Source organism: Rhizobium sp. P2_G9, assembly GCF_056403475.1.
On sequence record NZ_JBFUFK010000041.1, the window covers coordinates 57238 to 73509 of the forward strand.

At 62.0% G+C, this 16272-nt stretch carries 15 protein-coding genes; 10 read left to right on the top strand and 5 right to left on the bottom strand.

Translation table 11 applies throughout. The annotated features are described in order from the left end of the window. Window positions 1–14: 14 nt before the first annotated feature. On the bottom strand, window positions 15–719 hold the full coding sequence (locus AC1DYF_RS29175; RefSeq protein WP_477880944.1) for a metal-dependent hydrolase: 705 nt from the start codon (window positions 717–719) through the stop codon (window positions 15–17). 117 nt (window positions 720–836) lie between these two features. Between AC1DYF_RS29175 and ruvX the strand changes: the two genes are divergently transcribed. Continuing rightward, on the top strand, window positions 837–1328 hold the full coding sequence (gene ruvX / locus AC1DYF_RS29180; RefSeq protein WP_477880946.1) for a Holliday junction resolvase RuvX: 492 nt from the start codon (window positions 837–839) through the stop codon (window positions 1326–1328). On the opposite strand, the gene AC1DYF_RS29185 is transcribed toward ruvX, so the two are convergent. From AC1DYF_RS29185 to AC1DYF_RS29200, 4 genes are all read right to left on the bottom strand, one after another. Next, complete coding sequence (locus AC1DYF_RS29185) at window positions 1268–1597, bottom strand: DUF6105 family protein (RefSeq protein WP_477880948.1); 330 nt, start codon at window positions 1595–1597, stop codon at window positions 1268–1270. The two genes, ruvX and AC1DYF_RS29185, sit on opposite strands and share 61 nt — an antisense overlap. A gap of 117 nt (window positions 1598–1714) precedes the next feature. Next, a complete protein-coding gene (locus AC1DYF_RS29190) occupies window positions 1715–1861 on the bottom strand; it encodes a hypothetical protein (protein ID WP_477880949.1) in 147 nt (48 codons plus the stop codon). 119 nt (window positions 1862–1980) lie between these two features. After that, a complete protein-coding gene (locus tag AC1DYF_RS29195; protein WP_477880951.1) occupies window positions 1981–2634 on the bottom strand; it encodes a TetR/AcrR family transcriptional regulator in 654 nt (217 codons plus the stop codon). Between the two features lie 139 nt (window positions 2635–2773). After that, on the bottom strand, window positions 2774–4426 hold the full coding sequence (locus AC1DYF_RS29200; protein WP_477880952.1) for an acyl-CoA dehydrogenase family protein: 1653 nt from the start codon (window positions 4424–4426) through the stop codon (window positions 2774–2776). Window positions 4427–4654: 228 nt separating this feature from the next. Between AC1DYF_RS29200 and AC1DYF_RS29205 the strand changes: the two genes are divergently transcribed. The 9 genes from AC1DYF_RS29205 to rpmG all read left to right on the top strand — a co-directional run bounded on the left by AC1DYF_RS29205 (window position 4655) and on the right by rpmG (window position 16071). Next, on the top strand, window positions 4655–5596 hold the full coding sequence (locus AC1DYF_RS29205) for an aspartate carbamoyltransferase catalytic subunit (RefSeq protein WP_477880954.1): 942 nt from the start codon (window positions 4655–4657) through the stop codon (window positions 5594–5596). Then, a complete protein-coding gene (locus AC1DYF_RS29210; RefSeq protein WP_477880956.1) occupies window positions 5593–6885 on the top strand; it encodes a dihydroorotase in 1293 nt (430 codons plus the stop codon). The genes AC1DYF_RS29205 and AC1DYF_RS29210 overlap by 4 nt, the downstream gene beginning before the upstream one ends. 18 nt (window positions 6886–6903) lie before the next feature. Continuing rightward, window positions 6904–7521: a glycerol-3-phosphate 1-O-acyltransferase PlsY gene (plsY, locus tag AC1DYF_RS29215; protein WP_477880957.1), complete on the top strand. Its 618-nt coding sequence runs from the start codon at window positions 6904–6906 to the stop codon at window positions 7519–7521. A gap of 9 nt (window positions 7522–7530) precedes the next feature. After that, entirely contained in the window at window positions 7531–8682 is a 1152-nt protein-coding gene (gene dprA / locus AC1DYF_RS29220) for a DNA-processing protein DprA (protein ID WP_477880959.1), read from the top strand. A 282-nt stretch (window positions 8683–8964) separates the two neighbouring features. Next, window positions 8965–11670: a type I DNA topoisomerase gene (topA, locus tag AC1DYF_RS29225; RefSeq protein ID WP_477880961.1), complete on the top strand. Its 2706-nt coding sequence runs from the start codon at window positions 8965–8967 to the stop codon at window positions 11668–11670. Window positions 11671–11683: 13 nt separating this feature from the next. Next, the gene (gene rnr, locus AC1DYF_RS29230) at window positions 11684–14014 is read left to right on the top strand and encodes a ribonuclease R (RefSeq protein ID WP_477880962.1); all 2331 of its coding nucleotides are present in this window, start codon (window positions 11684–11686) and stop codon (window positions 14012–14014) included. 35 nt (window positions 14015–14049) lie between these two features. Continuing rightward, on the top strand, window positions 14050–14499 hold the full coding sequence (locus tag AC1DYF_RS29235) for a DUF983 domain-containing protein (protein ID WP_477880963.1): 450 nt from the start codon (window positions 14050–14052) through the stop codon (window positions 14497–14499). A 140-nt stretch (window positions 14500–14639) separates the two neighbouring features. Continuing rightward, window positions 14640–15815, top strand: a complete 1176-nt coding sequence (locus AC1DYF_RS29240; protein WP_477880965.1) for an MFS transporter — start codon at window positions 14640–14642, stop codon at window positions 15813–15815. 88 nt (window positions 15816–15903) lie between these two features. Then, window positions 15904–16071, top strand: a complete 168-nt coding sequence (gene rpmG, locus AC1DYF_RS29245) for a 50S ribosomal protein L33 (protein WP_258162352.1) — start codon at window positions 15904–15906, stop codon at window positions 16069–16071. Window positions 16072–16272: the final 201 nt, after the last annotated feature.

Below are 16272 nucleotides of genomic sequence, written 5' to 3' on the forward strand. Positions count from 1 at the left end.
CGGTCGCCGTAGCGTCAGACAGTCACGGTATCGCCGACGGCCGGCGCCTCGACCTTGGTCTTCGAACCGTCCATGCCCGATACAAACTTTTCCGGCGTCGGGTCGATAATGCCGAAAGTGCCGTAGTGGCAGGGAATGGCGGTCTTGAAATCGAAGAAACGCTGGCAGGCCAGCGCCGCCACCGCACCACCCATGGTGAAGCGATCACCGACCGGCACGATGCCGATGTCCGGCTGGTGCAGCTCGTTGATCAAGGCCATATCCGAGAAGATGTCGGTGTCGCCCATGTGCAACAGCGTCGGCTCGTCGTCGAAATGCAGCACCAAGCCGTTCGGGTTGCCCAGCGCGTGGGAAACGCCATCTTCAGTCAGATGAGCGGCTGAATGAAGCGCATTGGTGAAGGTCACCGAGAAACCACCGGTATGGATCGTGCCACCGGTATTGCCGGGGTTAATCTTCTTGACGCTGCGATGTGCCAACCAGGCTCCGAGATCCGGGTTTGTGACCACCTCGGCATCGAGTTCACCTGCCAGTGCGATCGCATCGCCGACATGGTCCATGTGGCCATGGGTCAACAGGATATGCGTGACACCCTTGACCGCATCCTTGAGGTCGAGCCCCTGGAAGGACGGATTATGGGTCAGGAAGGGATCGATCAGGATCGTCTGTTTTGCGGTTTCGACGCGGAACGCGGAATGACCAAGCCAGCGAAGTTTCATCGCTATTCTCCAATGTTTTTATACAATTGGCGATCAGTAGCGCGAAGCTCCAATGTTTCCAAGACAGCGTGAAGCGTTTAAGGACAAGTTCACGGAAAGTTGCCCAGAGGAGCCGCAATGACCATCCTTGCCATCGAAGACCTGGCGCATCATCTCGCTGCCGGCGATCTTATCGCCGGCCTCGATCTCGGCACGACCACGATCGGCCTGGCACTTTCCGACAAGGGGCATCGTTTCGCCACCCCGAGGCCGGTCATCAACCGCAAGAAGTTCTCGATCGACGCGGATGTCCTGCTGGCCTTCGCTAAAAAGGAAGAGGTCAAGGCCTTCGTCATCGGCCTGCCGATCAATATGGATGGCAGCCAGGGGCCGCGGGCGCAGGCGACACGCGCTTTCGTGCGCAATATGTCGGAGAAGACGGCGATCCCCTTCACCTTCTGGGACGAACGGCTGTCGACGGTGGCGGCCGAGCGAGCCCTGATCGAGATGGATGTTTCGCGAAAAAAGCGCGAGGAGCGGATCGATTCCGCCGCCGCGGCCTTCATCCTTCAGGGCGCGCTCGACAGGCTTTTGTCGATCTCGAGGGATGCTTCCGGCTTGGAGGACTGACGCTTCTCCCACCACGCCGCGATCTGCCGGCGGCGGCGGAACGCCAGGATGGAGAACAAGACCAGCGAATCGACGATAACTGCCTTCAGCACCAGCGGCGGAATGCTTTTCGGCGGCAGGCCTAGAATGTGACCATAGACCTCAAAGACGAGGTCGTGCATCCGCCGTGACAGAAGGAGGGTGCCGAAATTGATGTCGTAATAGGAGAGCGAATACCAGCTTCCCAGGAGCACCAGCGGCATGGCCCAGAAAAACAGCACCCATTTCATCCCGGGCATCCCTTAAACTGGCGGGCGCCGTCCGGTCTTTGCCGGCTCGGCAGGCCACGTCTCCATTCTCGTATCCCTTCGGCCCATCACAGGCCGCAGTCATTTCAACATTGGCGCTCAGCGCGCGAGCCGGCTCATGACAATTCTGTCGAGCAAGCCAAGCACCGCAAAGCCTGTCAGCGGCACCGTCAGATCCTTGGCGATAAACGCAATCGCCAGGCCCAGCAGCGCCGTGGCCGAGACATTCCAAATTCCGATCCGCATCACGCAAAACCCTGTCAGCCGATCGATGCGACTGTCACAGGTTAAGATGACGCGCGCAACGTAAACCATTTGTTAAGGTTAACATCGGTCAAGGTTGAGAAAACGAGGGAGGATCAGCTTTACGGATAGACGCCGCGAACCAGTCGGCGAACAGCTTGCGCCACCTTCTCCCAGTCCTTGGCAGTCTTGAGCTCTATGCCGGCAAAGCGCCCCGCCGCCTCGCCTGCAAGCACGATATGTTGCACCGAGCCGATCAGCATCGCATTGAGCGTCACCGGATCTATCCCTTTGGGCGGTTGCATCTTGCCGCCAACCCTGTCGATCCAGAGCGCCAGTGCCTTGCCGCGCGCCTCCGCCAGGCGCTTCACCTGTGGCGAATTTTCGGAGATCTCCCAGGCGATGATCTTCTTCATCAGCGGATCGTCGCGCAGGGCTTCCATGAACAGCAGCAGCAGCCGCTCGACCAGGTCGCCGTATGTCAGCAGGAAACCGCCGCCGCCATTCTCCGGCATCCGCTGCTCAACCCAGCCGGCCAGCTCCGCGCCGATCGCATCGACCAGACCGTCCATGCCGCCGAAATAGCGGTAGATCAATTGCTTGTCGCAGCCGGCACGGCGCGCCACGGCGTTGACGCCGAAATTCTGGAAGCCGCTCTCGGCGAGCAGTTCGGAGGCAGCTCTCAATATCCGCGCAGTCGTGGCATTGCGGTCGCGCACCGGCGCTCCGCCGCCATCCTCCGGTTCCGCAGTTTGCGTGTCGATTGTGTCGAGCATTTCCCGTCATCCGCTGATTCCGCTCCGGACGATAGAAACACAATGTCATTGCCGCAATATCAGTGACGCAGCATGCTGGGGATAACATCACCGCTTGGTGACCCGATATGTGCCTCCCGATAGAAGGCTGCGCTTTTGGTCAGTGGCCTGATGCCGGATAGAGCAGTTCGACGATGAACTTCGAGTCGAAGCGTGAATCGAGCATGCCATAGGTCGAGCGCCAGCCGCCGGCGAGCCGGGTTTCGAGGAAGGCATCGGCCATCCGCCCTGCCCCAAGCCGCAGCAGTTCCGCCGAGCCGGCCGCCAGCGCCAGTTGCTCGACCAGGAAGCGGGCAGAGCCCTCGTCGCGCTCACAAAGTGCAACGGCGGCGCGCAGCACGTCGACCGTCTTCGAACCCGCCGGGCCGAGGTCGCGCTGCAGCATGCCGAAGAGAAGCTCGAACTGATCGCGATGGCGCACCAGCACGCGCAGCACATCGAGCGCCATGACATTGCCGGAGCCTTCCCAGATGGCATTGACCGGCGCCTCGCGGTAATGCCGCGCGATCGGCCGCTCCTCGACATAACCGCTGCCGCCGAGGCACTCCATAGCCTCGTAGATCAGCGACGGCGCGAGCTTGCACACCCAATATTTGATCACCGGCGTCATGATCCGCTGATAGGCCGCTTCTTCCGGATTGGTAGCCGCATTGTCGAAAGCATGCGCCAGCCGGAAGCACAGCGCCGTTGCCGCCGAAGCGTCCAGCGCCATGTCGGCCACGACACGCGTCATGATCGGCTGGTCGATGAGATTCTTGCCGAACACGGAACGATCGCGGATATGATGCACCACCTCGGCCAGCGAGGCGCGCATGATGCCCGCCGAAGCGACGGCGCAATCGAGCCGCGTCAGCGTCACCATGTCGAGGATGGTGCGAATGCCCTGATCCGGCTGCCCCAGCAGGAAGCCGTAGGTATCGGAGAATTCCACCTCGCTCGACGCATTCGAACGGTTGCCGATCTTATCCTTGAGCCGCTGGAAACGCAGCCCGTTGCGATTGCCGTCCTCAAGCAGTCGCGGCACGAGGAAACAGCCCATGCCCTCGCGCGTCTGCGCCAGCATGACAAAGGCGTCGCTCATTGGCGCCGACATGAACCATTTGTGGCCCGAAAGCCGGTAGACCATGTCACCGAGCGGTTCGGCAACGGATCGATTGGCACGCACATCGGTGCCGCCCTGCTTCTCCGTCATGCCCATGCCGATCGTCAGCCCGGTCTTCTCGTTGACCGGTTTGTTGGCAGAATCGTATTTGCGCGAGGTGATCTTGCCAAGCCAATTGCGCAGCACGGATTCATTGGCGCGCAATGCCGCGACCGAGGCCGACGTCATGGTCAACGGGCAGAGATGGCCGCATTCGAGCTGCGCAGTGAGGAAAAACCGAACCGCCCTTGCCTGGTGGGCAATGCCCTTCTCGTCCGGCTTGTTCTCCCAGATGGAGGACGAAAGGCCGTTGGCAATCGAGCGCCGCATCAGGGCATGATAGGCCGGATGATAATCGACGATGTCGAGCCGCTCGCCGCGCGGCCCGTGGGTCCTCAGCTGCGGCGTGCCTTGGTTCGCCATCCGAGCCAGTTCCTGCGCCTCGTGCGAGGTGACGTAACGCCCTATGGTCTCGAACTCTTCGCGCAAAGGGCGCGGCATGCCGGAGGAAATATCGACGAGCAGCGGATCTGATCGGAAAGCATTGATGCCGCTCCAAGGAGCTGGCTGGTTCAGTTCTTCTGGCGTGAGATCGAGATTCGCTGTGTTCATAGCGGTCATCTAAACCAATTTGTCGGGCAATGCATGCGGGGCGCGCGCCATGTTGCTTGAATCCCTGTTGAAAACAAGTGTGTGCGGTTGCTTTTCAATCCTGAGCAACAGCCATGAATTTGATGAAGCGCATTCCGCTGGGGATCGGCGCGGTTTGTCGCCGCACGGCCCTTGCTCCTCGAACGCTGCCCTCTTATAGAGCGCGAAAATCCTGAAAGGATTACCCTCATGGTCTTTTTTCCCCACCGCCACCTGCTCGGCATCAAGGGCCTGACCGAACAGGATATCGGCTATTTGCTCGACAAGGCCGACGAGGCGGTGAAAATCTCCCGGCAGCGGGAAAAGAAGACGTCGACATTGCGCGGCCTCACCCAGATCAACCTGTTCTTCGAAGCCTCGACCCGCACCCAAGCCTCCTTCGAACTCGCTGGCAAACGGCTCGGCGCCGATGTCATGAACATGTCGGTTGGCAATTCTTCGGTGAAGAAGGGCGAAACACTGATCGACACGGCGATGACGCTGAACGCCATGCGTCCGGACGTGCTGGTCATCCGCCATTCCGCCGCCGGCGCTGCGGCGCTTCTGTCGCAGAAAGTGTCCTGCTCGGTGATCAATGCCGGCGACGGTCAGCATGAGCATCCGACCCAGGCCCTGCTCGACGCGCTGACCATCCGCCGCGCCAAGGGCAAGCTGTCGCGCATCATCGTCGCCATCTGCGGCGACGTGCTGCATTCGCGCGTCGCCCGCTCGAACATGCTGCTGCTCGGTGCGATGGGCGCGCGCATCCGCGTCGTGGCGCCGGCGACGCTGCTGCCGGCTGGCATCGCCGATATGGGCGTCGAGGTCTATCATGACATGAAGGAAGGCCTGAAGGATGCCGACGTGGTGATGATGCTGCGCCTGCAGCGCGAGCGCATGTCGGGCGCCTTCGTGCCCTCGGTGCGCGAATATTTCCACTATTTCGGCCTCGATGCCGAGAAGCTGAAAGCCGCCAAGGAGGATGCGCTGGTCATGCATCCCGGCCCGATGAACCGCGGCGTGGAGATCGCCTCCGATATTGCCGACGGCCCGCAAAGCGTGATCGGCGAACAGGTCGAGATGGGGGTGGCCGTGCGCATGGCTGTCATGGAGGCCCTGCTGGTCAACGAGAATCTGGGAGAACGCGTATGAGCGCCGTCACCGTCCTCCAGAACGCCCGCATCGTCGACCCGTCGCGTAACCTCGACGAGACCGGCACGATCATCATACGCGATGGCAAGATCGAGGCTGCTGGCCGCGAGGCGTTGAACCAGGGCGCGCCCGGCGGTGCAGTCGTGCGCGATTGCAGCAATCTCCTCGCCGTCCCCGGCCTGATCGACGCCTCGGTCTTCACCGGCGAACCCGGCGGCGAGCACCGCGAAACCATCGCCTCGGCCGGCAAGGCCGCCGCGGCAGGTGGCATCACGTCCTTCATCATGATGCCCGATACAGACCCGGTGATCGACGATGTCGCCCTGGTCGAATTCGTCCGCAAGAATGCCCGCGACGCCTCCCCGGTCAACATCTATCCGGCCGCAGCCCTGACCAAGGGACTGGCCGGCGGAGAGATGACCGAGATCGGCCTGCTCAAGGAAGCTGGCGCCGTGGCCTTCACCAATGGCCGGGAGCATCTGCATGATACGCAGGTGCTGCGGCGTGCACTGACCTATGCACGCGAATTCGGCGCCGTGGTCGCGCTCGAAGCCCGCGATCAATATCTCAGTGCCGAAGGCGTGATGAACGAGGGCCTGCTCGCCTCCTGGCTCGGCCTCTCCGGAATCCCGCACGAGGCGGAACTGATCCCGCTGGAGCGCGACCTCCGCATCGCAGCCCTGACCCGGGGCCGCTATCACGCGGCTAAAATCTCCGTGCCGGAAAGCGTCGAGGCAATTGCAACAGCCAAGAAGCGCGGCGCCAAGGTCACGTCAGGCATTTCGATCAACAACCTGACGCTCAACGAAAACGACATCGGCGAATACCGCACCTTCTTCAAGCTCTACCCGCCGCTACGCGGCGAGGATGCACGCGTGAAAATGGTCGAGGCACTGAACAATGGCGAGATCGACATCATCGTCTCCGCGCACGACCCGCAGGATGTCGACACCAAGCGCCTGCCCTTCAGCGAAGCCGCCAACGGCGCCATCGGCCTCGAAACCATGCTGGTCGCAGCACTTCGCCTTTATCACGACGGCTCCGTCAACCTGATGCGGCTGATCCACGCCATGTCGACCAAGCCGGCGGAGATCTTCGGCCTGCCGGGCGGGACGCTGAAGCCGGGCACGCCTGCTGATATCACGCTGATCGATCTTGACGAGCCGTGGATCTGCATCAAGGATCACCTCGTCTCGCGCTCCAAGAACACGCCGTTCGAGAATGCCCGCTTTTCCGGGCGGGCGGTGGCGACTTATGTGGCTGGCAAGTTGGTATTCTCATTGAATTAGTCCCCGGGGGAGGACGACATGGATAGTTTGATGACTTGGAACATCGCGGCCTTTCCCGCGATCATCTGCGCCGTGCTCGGCTACCTCTCCGGCTCGGTCCCTTACGGCCTCATCCTCACCCGCATGGCCGGCCTCGGCGACGTGCGCTCGATCGGCTCCGGCAATATCGGCGCCACGAATGTCCTGCGGACCGGCAACAAAGGCCTCGCCGCCACCACGCTGATCCTCGATGCGGTCAAGGGCACGGCCCCGGCCCTTCTGGCGCTGCATTTCCTCGGCATCGAAGGTGGCGTGATTGCCGGCTTCTTCGCCTTCCTCGGCCATATCTTCCCGGTCTGGCTCGGCTTCAAGGGTGGCAAGGGGGTGGCGACCTATATCGGCGTGACCTTCGGCCTCGACTGGCGCATGGGTGTGCTTTTCCTGCTGGTCTGGATTGCCACCGCCGCCATTAGCCGTTACTCGTCATTTTCCGCCCTGGTTGCGACGATCGTGATCCCGATTGTGGAATGGGTCGTCGATGACCATAAGGTCGCGGTGCTTGCAGCCGTGATGTCCGTGATCGCCTGGATCAAGCATCGGGCAAACATTCAGAGGTTGCTCTCCGGCACCGAGAGCAAGATCGGCAACAAGGGGTAAGCAGGCAGAATGGCGAATAGCGCAGGTTCGAAAGGCATTGCGCTCACCGATCGCCAGCGGCTCGCCTGGCTGCGCCTGATCCGCTCCGACAATGTCGGCCCCGCGACCTTCCGCGATCTCATCAATCAGTTCGGCACCGCCGAAGCCGCGTTGCAGAGGCTGCCGGAACTGTCTGTACGTGGCGGCGCCACCCGCAGCATTCGCATCGCGACCGTGGAAGAGGCCGAGACGGAACTTGATTTCGCCCGTCGCTTTGGTGCCTGTTTTGTCGGCATCGGCGAGCCGGATTATCCGCCGGCGCTCCGGCAGATCGAAGGCGCCCCGCCATTGCTTGCCGTAAAAGGCAAAGCCGAAGCGCTGCAGCGCCCGGCGGTCGGCATGGTTGGTGCCCGTAATTGCTCGGCCATCGGGGCCAAATTCGCGGGCATGCTGGCCCGCGATATCGGCAAGGCGGGCTACACCATCGTTTCCGGCCTGGCGCGTGGCATCGATGCCGCCGCCCACCGGGCCAGCCTGGAAACCGGAACGATCGCGGTCCTTGCCGGTGGCCTTGATCAGCCCTACCCACCCGAACATGCCGATCTGGTCAACGAGATCGCCGCCGCCGGTGGTACGGCGATCACGGAAATGCCGTTCGGCTGGGAACCCCGCGCTCGCGACTTTCCGCGCCGCAACCGGCTGATTGCCGGCGTCGCGCTCGGCCTCGTGGTGATCGAGGCCGCCGAACGCTCCGGCTCGCTGATCACCGCCCGTTATGCCGGAAATTTTGGCCGTCAGGTTTTTGCGGTGCCCGGCTCGCCGCTCGACCCGCGCAGCCAGGGCGCCAATGGGTTGTTGAAGGATGGCGCCCAGATCGTCACCGAATCTGCGGATGTCATTCGCTCGATGGCGCCCATGACCCGCGTCGATCTCTTTAGCGACACGGCGCTCGGCGAGCCGCCACGAGAGGAATACAGACCCACCTCTCCCCCGCCGAGCGATTCGGAGCGGGACCGGATACTTGACGCGTTGAGCACCACGCCCGTCGAGATCGACGAAATCATACGTCATACCGGTTGCAACGCCCAGCTTGTCTATTCGATCCTGCTGGAGCTAGACCTCGCCGGCCGACTGCACCGGCATCCGCGCGGGCTCGTTTCGCTGGATTTGACGCAGGATTGACGCGGATTTGGCTAGGAGAATACCGCCTGCTTCGCCGAGGGCCGCGTCCGGATGACCTTGAACAACCGAGCCGGGCACACGATATGCTGCAACTCTTGGGCGCTCGGCTTGATGATCTCGCCGAGATTGTCAAGACGGACGGATTGCATTGCCGCATGTTCGAAGGCTATAAGCGCCCCAAGACGATCGCACATAGATTAGTGAGAGCGGAGCGCCCGGCCCATTACGGCAGCCGGACAGCGACGAGACACGACGAACAGAAAGCCGTCTGGCAGACAGAACATGAACGTAGTGGTGGTGGAATCGCCTGCAAAGGCAAAGACGATCAACAAATATCTCGGTCCGGGTTACAAGGTGCTGGCGTCCTTCGGCCATGTCCGCGATCTCCCCGCCAAGGACGGCTCCGTTCGACCTGACGACGACTTTGAAATGTCCTGGGAAGTCGACAGCGCGTCGCAGAAGCGGCTGAATGAAATCGCCGATGCCGTCAAGAAATCCGATGGCCTGATCCTCGCCACCGACCCGGATCGCGAGGGCGAAGCGATTTCCTGGCACGTGCTTGATGTCCTGAAGAAGAAGAGGGTCATCGGCGACAAGCCGGTCAGCCGCGTCGTCTTCAATGCCATCACCAAGAAGGCGGTGCTCGACGCCATGGCTGCGCCGCGCGATATCGACGCGCCGCTGGTCAATGCCTATCTCGCCCGCCGCGCGCTGGACTATCTCGTCGGCTTCAACCTATCGCCAGTCCTCTGGCGGAAGCTGCCAGGCGCCCGTTCGGCCGGCCGCGTGCAGTCGGTTGCGCTGAGATTGGTCTGCGACCGCGAGACTGAGATCGAGCGCTTCGTTGCGGAAGAATACTGGAACATCGTGGCTTTGCTGCGCACGCCGCGCAACGACACGTTCGAGGCACGCCTGGTCAGCGCCGACGGCAAGCGCATGCAGGCACGCTCGGTCGGCAATGGCGTGCTGGCCAAGGACCTCAAAACCATGCTGGACAGCGCGGCCTACCGCGTCGACAGCGTCGAAGCCAAGCCGGTCAAGCGCAATCCCGCACCGCCTTTCACCACCTCGACTTTGCAGCAGGCCGCATCGTCGCGCCTCGGCTTTTCAGCCTCACGCACCATGCAGGTGGCGCAGAAGCTCTATGAAGGCCTTGACCTCGGCGGCGAATTCGCCGGCCTGATCACCTATATGCGTACCGACGGCGTGCAGATGGCGCCCGAAGCGGTCGATGCCGCACGTCGCGCCATCGGCAGCCAGTTCGGCCCCAATTATGTGCCGGACAAGCCGCGCTTCTACTCCACCAAGGCAAAGAATGCCCAGGAAGCGCACGAAGCGATCCGCCCGACCGATTTCAACCGCACGCCGGAAAGCATCCGCCAATATCTCGACGCTGATCAATATCGCCTTTATGACCTGGTCTGGAAGCGCGGCATTGCCAGCCAGATGGCGAGTGCCGATTTCGAGCGCACCACCGTCGAGATCACCGCCACCAATGGCGGCCGCACCGCTGGCCTGCGCGCCACCGGTTCGGTGATCAAGTTCGACGGCTTCATCGCCGCCTATACCGACCAGCGCGAGGAAAAAGAGGATAACGACGCCGAGGACGAGGATGGCCGCCTGCCGGAAATCCGGCTGCACGAGGCGCTCGCCAAGGAAAAGATCGACGCTAGTCAGCATTTCACCGAACCGCCGCCGCGCTATTCGGAAGCGACCCTGATCAAGAAGATGGAAGAGCTCGGCATCGGCCGCCCATCGACCTATGCCTCGACGCTGGCGACGCTCCGCGACCGCGGCTATGTGACCATCGACAAGCGCAAGCTGATCCCCGATTCCAAGGGCCGTATCGTCACGGCCTTCCTGGAAAACTTCTTCACCAAATATGTCGAGTATGACTTCACCGCTTCGCTTGAGGAAAAGCTCGACAGCATTTCCGCCGGTGAGCTGAACTGGAAGGACGTGCTGCGCGATTTCTGGAAGGATTTCTTCTCCCAGATCGAGCAGACCAAGGAATTGCGCGTCAGCGACATTATCGACGCGATGAACGAGGCGCTGGCACCCCTGCTCTTCCCGGCCCGCGCCGATGGCGGCGATCCGCGCATCTGCCAGGTCTGCGGCACTGGCAAATTGTCGCTGAAGCTCGGCCGCTACGGCGCCTTTATCGGCTGCTCGAACTATCCGGAATGCAATTTCACCCGCCAGCTATCCAGCGAAGCTACGGACGAAGCTTCGGTTTCCAGCGAGCCGAGTTCCTTCGGTACCGACCCGATCACCGGCGAAGAGATCACGCTGCGTTCCGGCCGTTTCGGACCCTATGTCCAGCGCGGCGACGGCAAGGATGCCAAGCGCGCCAGCCTTCCAAAAGGCTGGACGCCGGACCAGATGAACCAGGAAAAGGCGATTGCCTTGCTCAACCTGCCGCGCGACATCGGCAAGCATCCCGAATCCGGCAAGATGATCTCGTCGGGCATCGGCCGCTACGGTCCGTTCCTGCTGCATGACGGCGGCTATGCCAATCTCGAATCGGTCGAGGATGTGTTCTCGATCGGTCTCAATCGCGCCGTCTCCGTCATCGCCGACAAGGCATTGAAAGCGGCTGAGGGCGGCCGTGGAGCCCGTGGCGCTCCGGCGGCGTTGAAGGAACTGGGCGATCATCCAAACGGCGGCAAGATCACTGTCCGGGATGGACGCTACGGGCCTTACGTCAATTGGGACAAGGTCAACGCGACACTGCCCCGTGGCAAGGATCCGCAATCGGTGACGATGGAAGAAGCGCTTGCCCTGATCACCGAGCGCGCCGCCAAGGCACCCGCTGGCAAGGCGAAGCCGGCGCCGAAGAAGAAGGCCGCAGCGGCCGAGTCGACTGACGGAGCCAAGGCCGCTGCCAAGCCGAAAACTGCAGCGAAATCGGCTGCAAAATCCAAAACCGCAACCAAGACAACGGCCGCCAAGCCGAAAACGACGAGTGCCAAAACCAAGAAGGCCTGATTCCGTGGCAAGAATGCCAAGATCCAACGACAGGACGAAGCCGGCGGCCAAGGTCGCCGGCCCGAAGCAATCGATCGTTCAGGGTGTGGTGCCGCCACGCGAAGTGCTGCTCGAGTTCATCCAGGACAATCCCGATCGCGCCAACAAGCGCGACATCGCCAAGGCCTTCGGCCTTAAGGGCGATACGCGGGTTGAGCTGAAAGCGGCGCTGCGCGCGCTCGAAGACGACGGCATGCTGGAGAAGGATCGCAAGGCGTTGAAGCGGCCGGGCACTTTGCCGCCGGTCACCGTGCTCGATATCACCATGCGCGACACGACCGGCGAACTGATCGGCCGTCCGGCAGAATGGCCTGAAGATGGCGGTGTCGCGCCCGCGGTGCTGATCCGTCAGTCTTCAGGCGGCGAGCGCTCGAAGACCAAGGCGCCTGTCGCCGGAATCGGCGACCGCGTTGTCGCGAAAATTTTCCCCAACAAGGAACGGGGCGGCCCGGCCTATACGGCGCGCGTCATCAAGGTGATCGACAAGCGCAAGAATGCCGGTCTGGGCGTGTTCCGGTCGATCGACGGCGCCGCCGCGCGCATCCTGCCGATCGACAGGCGCGCCACCGAACTCGAAGTCGATCCGGAATTCGTCGGGGACGCCAAGGACGGCGATCTGGTCGAGATCGAGTCGGCCCGCATCGGCCGTTATGGCCTGCCGCGCGCCAAGGTTCTCTCGGTGATCGGTTCGGTCGCCAGCGAAAAGGCGATCTCGATGATCGCCATCCATGCGCATGGCATCCCCTACATGTTCTCCGATGCCGTGATGCGCGAGGCGGACGCCGCCGGCCCGGCCGACATGAAGCATCGCGAAGACTGGCGCGACATGCCGCTGGTGACCATCGACCCGGCCGACGCCAAGGACCATGACGACGCCGTCTATGCCGAGCCGGACACGTCTCCGGACAATCCCGGCGGCGTCATCGTCGTTGTCGCCATTGCCGATGTCTCCTGGTATGTGCGGCCGCAATCGTCGCTCGATCGCGAAGCGCTCAGGCGCGGCAATTCCGTCTATTTTCCCGATCGCGTCGTGCCGATGCTGCCGGAGCGCATCTCCAACGATCTCTGCTCGCTGAAGGAAAATGTCGACCGCCCGGCGCTCGCTGTGCGCATGGTCTTCTCCAAGGAAGGCCGCAAGGCGTCGCATACCTTCCACCGCATCATGATGCGCAGCGCGGCCAAGCTCGCCTACCAGCAGGCGCAGGCCGCGATCGACGGCCATCCGGACGACAAGACCGGCCCGATCCTCGATCCCATCCTCAAGCCGCTCTGGGCGGCCTATGCGATCCTCAAGGCCGGTCGCGACCGTCGGCAGCCGCTCGAGCTCGACATGCCCGAGCGCAAGATCCTGCTGAAATCCGACGGCACTGTCGATCGGGTCATCGTGCCGGAGCGGCTCGACGCCCACAAACTGATCGAAGAGATGATGATCCAGGCCAACGTCTCCGCCGCCGAGACGCTGGAGAAGAAGAAGCAGGCGCTGGTCTACCGCGTACACGACGCGCCGAGCCTCGCCAAGCAGGAAACCCTGCGTCAGTTCCTCGGCACGCTTGATATTTCGCTCGCCCACGGCAATCTGCGCTCCAACCATTTCAACCACATTCTTGAGAAGGTCGAGGACAAGCCTTACGAGATCATGGTCAACGAAATGGTGCTGCGCTCGCAGAGCCAGGCCATCTACAGCCCTGAGAATATCGGCCATTTCGGCCTCAATCTCCTGCGCTACGCCCACTTCACCTCGCCGATTCGCCGCTATGCCGACTTGATCGTGCATCGGGCGCTGGTCGCCTCGCTTGGCCTGGGTGCGGGCGGGCTTACCATGGAGGAAGAAGGGCAGCTCGACGATATCGCCGCGGAAATCTCCACGTTTGAGCGACGGGCGATGGCGGCCGAACGCGAGACCATCGAACGGCTCGTCGCGCATCATCTGGCGGGCCGGATCGGCGCTGAATTCGATGGTCGGGTGTCCGGCGTCACCAAATCCGGACTATTTGTCTCACTTCCCGCCTATGGCGCCGACGGCTTCGTTCCCATATCTACGCTGGGCAACGATTACTATATATATGACGAAGCGCACCAGGCATTGACCGGCGAACGGTCAGGCCTGGGTTACCGGCTGGGCGATCCAGTCCGTGTCAGGCTGGCGGAAGCTGCACCTCTCGCCGGCGCTCTGCGGTTCGAAATATTGAGCGAAGGGCGCAAAATGCCGACGGCAATGCGCTCCTTCCACAAGTCGGGTAAGCGTCCACCGGCGCGCCCGGCCCGTAAGTTGCCGGGAACGCGGCCCCCGCGAGGTCGAAGGTGACATCCGTCGGGGGTGACGGGCAAAGGAGAACGAAAATGCAGGCGAGCCAGAACTGGTCGAATGCAGGACAAGACGACATCGGTAAGCGCGATGTGATGCAGTCGATGAAGCGCGGCTTCCTATGCCGCTGCCCGAATTGCGGTGAAGGCAGGCTGTTCCGCAAATTCCTCAAGCCGGTCGACAATTGCGCCGTCTGCGGCGAGGATTACACCCACCAGCGCGCCGACGACCTGCCGGCCTATCTGACGATCATCGTCGTCGGCCATATCACGCTTGGCGGCTTCCTGTTCACCGACATGAGCTTCCAGGTGTCGAGCTGGATCCATCTCGCCATCTGGGCGCCGCTGACATTGATCCTGGCGCTCGCGCTCATTCAGCCGATCAAGGGCGGTGTCATCGGGCTGCAATGGGCTACGCGTATGCACGGCTTCGGTGGGCACGATCCGAGGCCGGAGGACACGCTTGCGGAGCATCAACAGCCGTGAGCGAAATGCGAGGAAATCCGGACAAAATGCACGCGGAGGCTTTGAAATCCGGTCCCCAGCCGTCTAATTAGCAGTGGGGGATGTTCCTGTTTCTGGGGAACAGTCGATCGTTGGATTGACCATCTTGAAAGTGAGCATGCATGAGTGACCAGATCGACGGCGCGCGCGAGGACATTCATTGGCCCTCGCTGTTCGCCGCCATTTCGTCGATATCCGCAGTGGGTATCGCCATAGGGCTCGGCCTGCCGCTGCTGTCGCTGCTGCTCGACCAGCGCGGCATCCCCTCCTTCCTGAGCGGCCTCAACACAGCGACAGCCGGCATCGCCGCCATGATCGCTGCGCCCGTCACCACCAAGCTTGCACACAGTGCGGGCGTGGCGACGACGATGATCTGGGCGGTGCTGATCGCCGCGATCAGTTCGCTCGGCTTCTACTATATCGAAAATTTCTGGGCCTGGTTTCCGCTGCGCATCGTGTTCCACGGCGCGGTGACGACGCTGTTCATCCTGTCGGAGTTCTGGATCAATTTTGCCGCCCCGCCCAGCAAGCGCGGTCTGGTGCTCGGCATTTACGGCACGGTGCTGTCGGTCGGCTTTGCCATCGGCACCTCGATCTTCTCGGCGGTCGGCACCCAGGGTATCCTGCCTTTCCTGGTCGGTGCGGCCGTCATCCTGGCCGCCGCGATCCCCATCTATCTGGCGCGCGGCGAAAGCCCTTATCTCGATGAGAAGCCGCAACATCACTTCCTGCGCTACACTTTCGTCGTGCCCACGGCGATCATCGGCGTCTTCGTCTTTGGCGCAGTCGAGGTTGGAGGCCTCGGCCTGTTCCCAATCTATGCAACGCGACAGGGTTTTACGCCGGCGGAAGCGGGCAACCTGCTGACCGCCATGGCGATCGGCAATGTCGTCTTCCAGATCCCCCTCGGCCTGGTTTCCGATCGCCTGAAAGACCGGCGCATGCTGCTGTTCATCATGGGCCTGGTCGGCCTGGCCGGTGCCATCGTGCTCCCCTTTATTTCGACCAGCTGGGTGATGATGGCGATCCTGCTGTTCATCTGGGGCGGCGTTGTCGCCGGCCTCTATATGGTCGGACTCAGCCATATCGGCCAGCGATTCTCCGGCTCGGATCTTGCCGCTGCCAACGCTGCCTTCATCTTTGCCTATGCGGTGGGCACGATCGCCGGACCTATTGCCATCGGCGCGGGCTTGAGCCTGGGCGGACCCGAAGGGTTTGCACGGGTGTTGATGGCCTTCTTCGCCATCTTCGTCGTATTTGCCATCTATCGGCTGATTTTTCATCCCCATCGCACTTGACTTTTAGCCGCCAATGCGTAGTTTCCGCGGCACTTCGCCGTGGCCGAAAGTGATTCCGCGGCATTGATTTTTTTAAGGCAGGACGACCATGGCGAAAGCGACCACGATCAAGATCAAGCTTCTCTCGACGGCTGACACCGGCACGTTCTATGTGACGACCAAGAACAGCCGCACCATGACCGAGAAGATGACCAAGACCAAGTATGACCCGGTCGTGCGCAAGCACGTCGAGTTCAAGGAAACCAAGATCAAGTAATTCTGATCTTCCGGTTTGACGAAAAAAGCGCGCGACCTGAGGTCAGCGCGCTTTTTTCGTTGTCTGGGCATAGAATCGGATCGCGACTTGAGACATTCGCCCCCTCGTCCCGAACGAGGTGTGTCATACCAAGTGTCGATGATATGAACCTATTGCGCCGGGCGCTTTTGGCTTCCGGCTAGGAGCAAACCGCAGTCGGAC

Bases quoted from the DNA above. Each gene is read 5' to 3' on its own strand.
- rnr (WP_477880962.1), top strand. From the start codon at position 11,684: ATGCCAAGATCCAACGACAGGACGAAGCCGGCGGCCAAGGTCGCCGGC.
- AC1DYF_RS29195 (WP_477880951.1), bottom strand. From the start codon at position 2,634: ATGCTCGACACAATCGACACGCAAACTGCGGAACCGGAGGATGGCGGC.
- dprA (WP_477880959.1), top strand. From the start codon at position 7,531: ATGGCGAATAGCGCAGGTTCGAAAGGCATTGCGCTCACCGATCGCCAG.
- topA (WP_477880961.1), top strand. From the start codon at position 8,965: ATGAACGTAGTGGTGGTGGAATCGCCTGCAAAGGCAAAGACGATCAAC.
- rpmG (WP_258162352.1), top strand. From the start codon at position 15,904: ATGGCGAAAGCGACCACGATCAAGATCAAGCTTCTCTCGACGGCTGAC.
- AC1DYF_RS29200 (WP_477880952.1), bottom strand. From the start codon at position 4,426: ATGAACACAGCGAATCTCGATCTCACGCCAGAAGAACTGAACCAGCCA.
- ruvX (WP_477880946.1), top strand. From the start codon at position 837: ATGACCATCCTTGCCATCGAAGACCTGGCGCATCATCTCGCTGCCGGC.
- plsY (WP_477880957.1), top strand. From the start codon at position 6,904: ATGGATAGTTTGATGACTTGGAACATCGCGGCCTTTCCCGCGATCATC.
- AC1DYF_RS29235 (WP_477880963.1), top strand. From the start codon at position 14,050: ATGCAGGCGAGCCAGAACTGGTCGAATGCAGGACAAGACGACATCGGT.
- AC1DYF_RS29240 (WP_477880965.1), top strand. From the start codon at position 14,640: ATGAGTGACCAGATCGACGGCGCGCGCGAGGACATTCATTGGCCCTCG.
- AC1DYF_RS29210 (WP_477880956.1), top strand. From the start codon at position 5,593: ATGAGCGCCGTCACCGTCCTCCAGAACGCCCGCATCGTCGACCCGTCG.
- AC1DYF_RS29190 (WP_477880949.1), bottom strand. From the start codon at position 1,861: ATGCGGATCGGAATTTGGAATGTCTCGGCCACGGCGCTGCTGGGCCTG.
- AC1DYF_RS29205 (WP_477880954.1), top strand. From the start codon at position 4,655: ATGGTCTTTTTTCCCCACCGCCACCTGCTCGGCATCAAGGGCCTGACC.
- AC1DYF_RS29175 (WP_477880944.1), bottom strand. From the start codon at position 719: ATGAAACTTCGCTGGCTTGGTCATTCCGCGTTCCGCGTCGAAACCGCA.
- AC1DYF_RS29185 (WP_477880948.1), bottom strand. From the start codon at position 1,597: ATGAAATGGGTGCTGTTTTTCTGGGCCATGCCGCTGGTGCTCCTGGGA.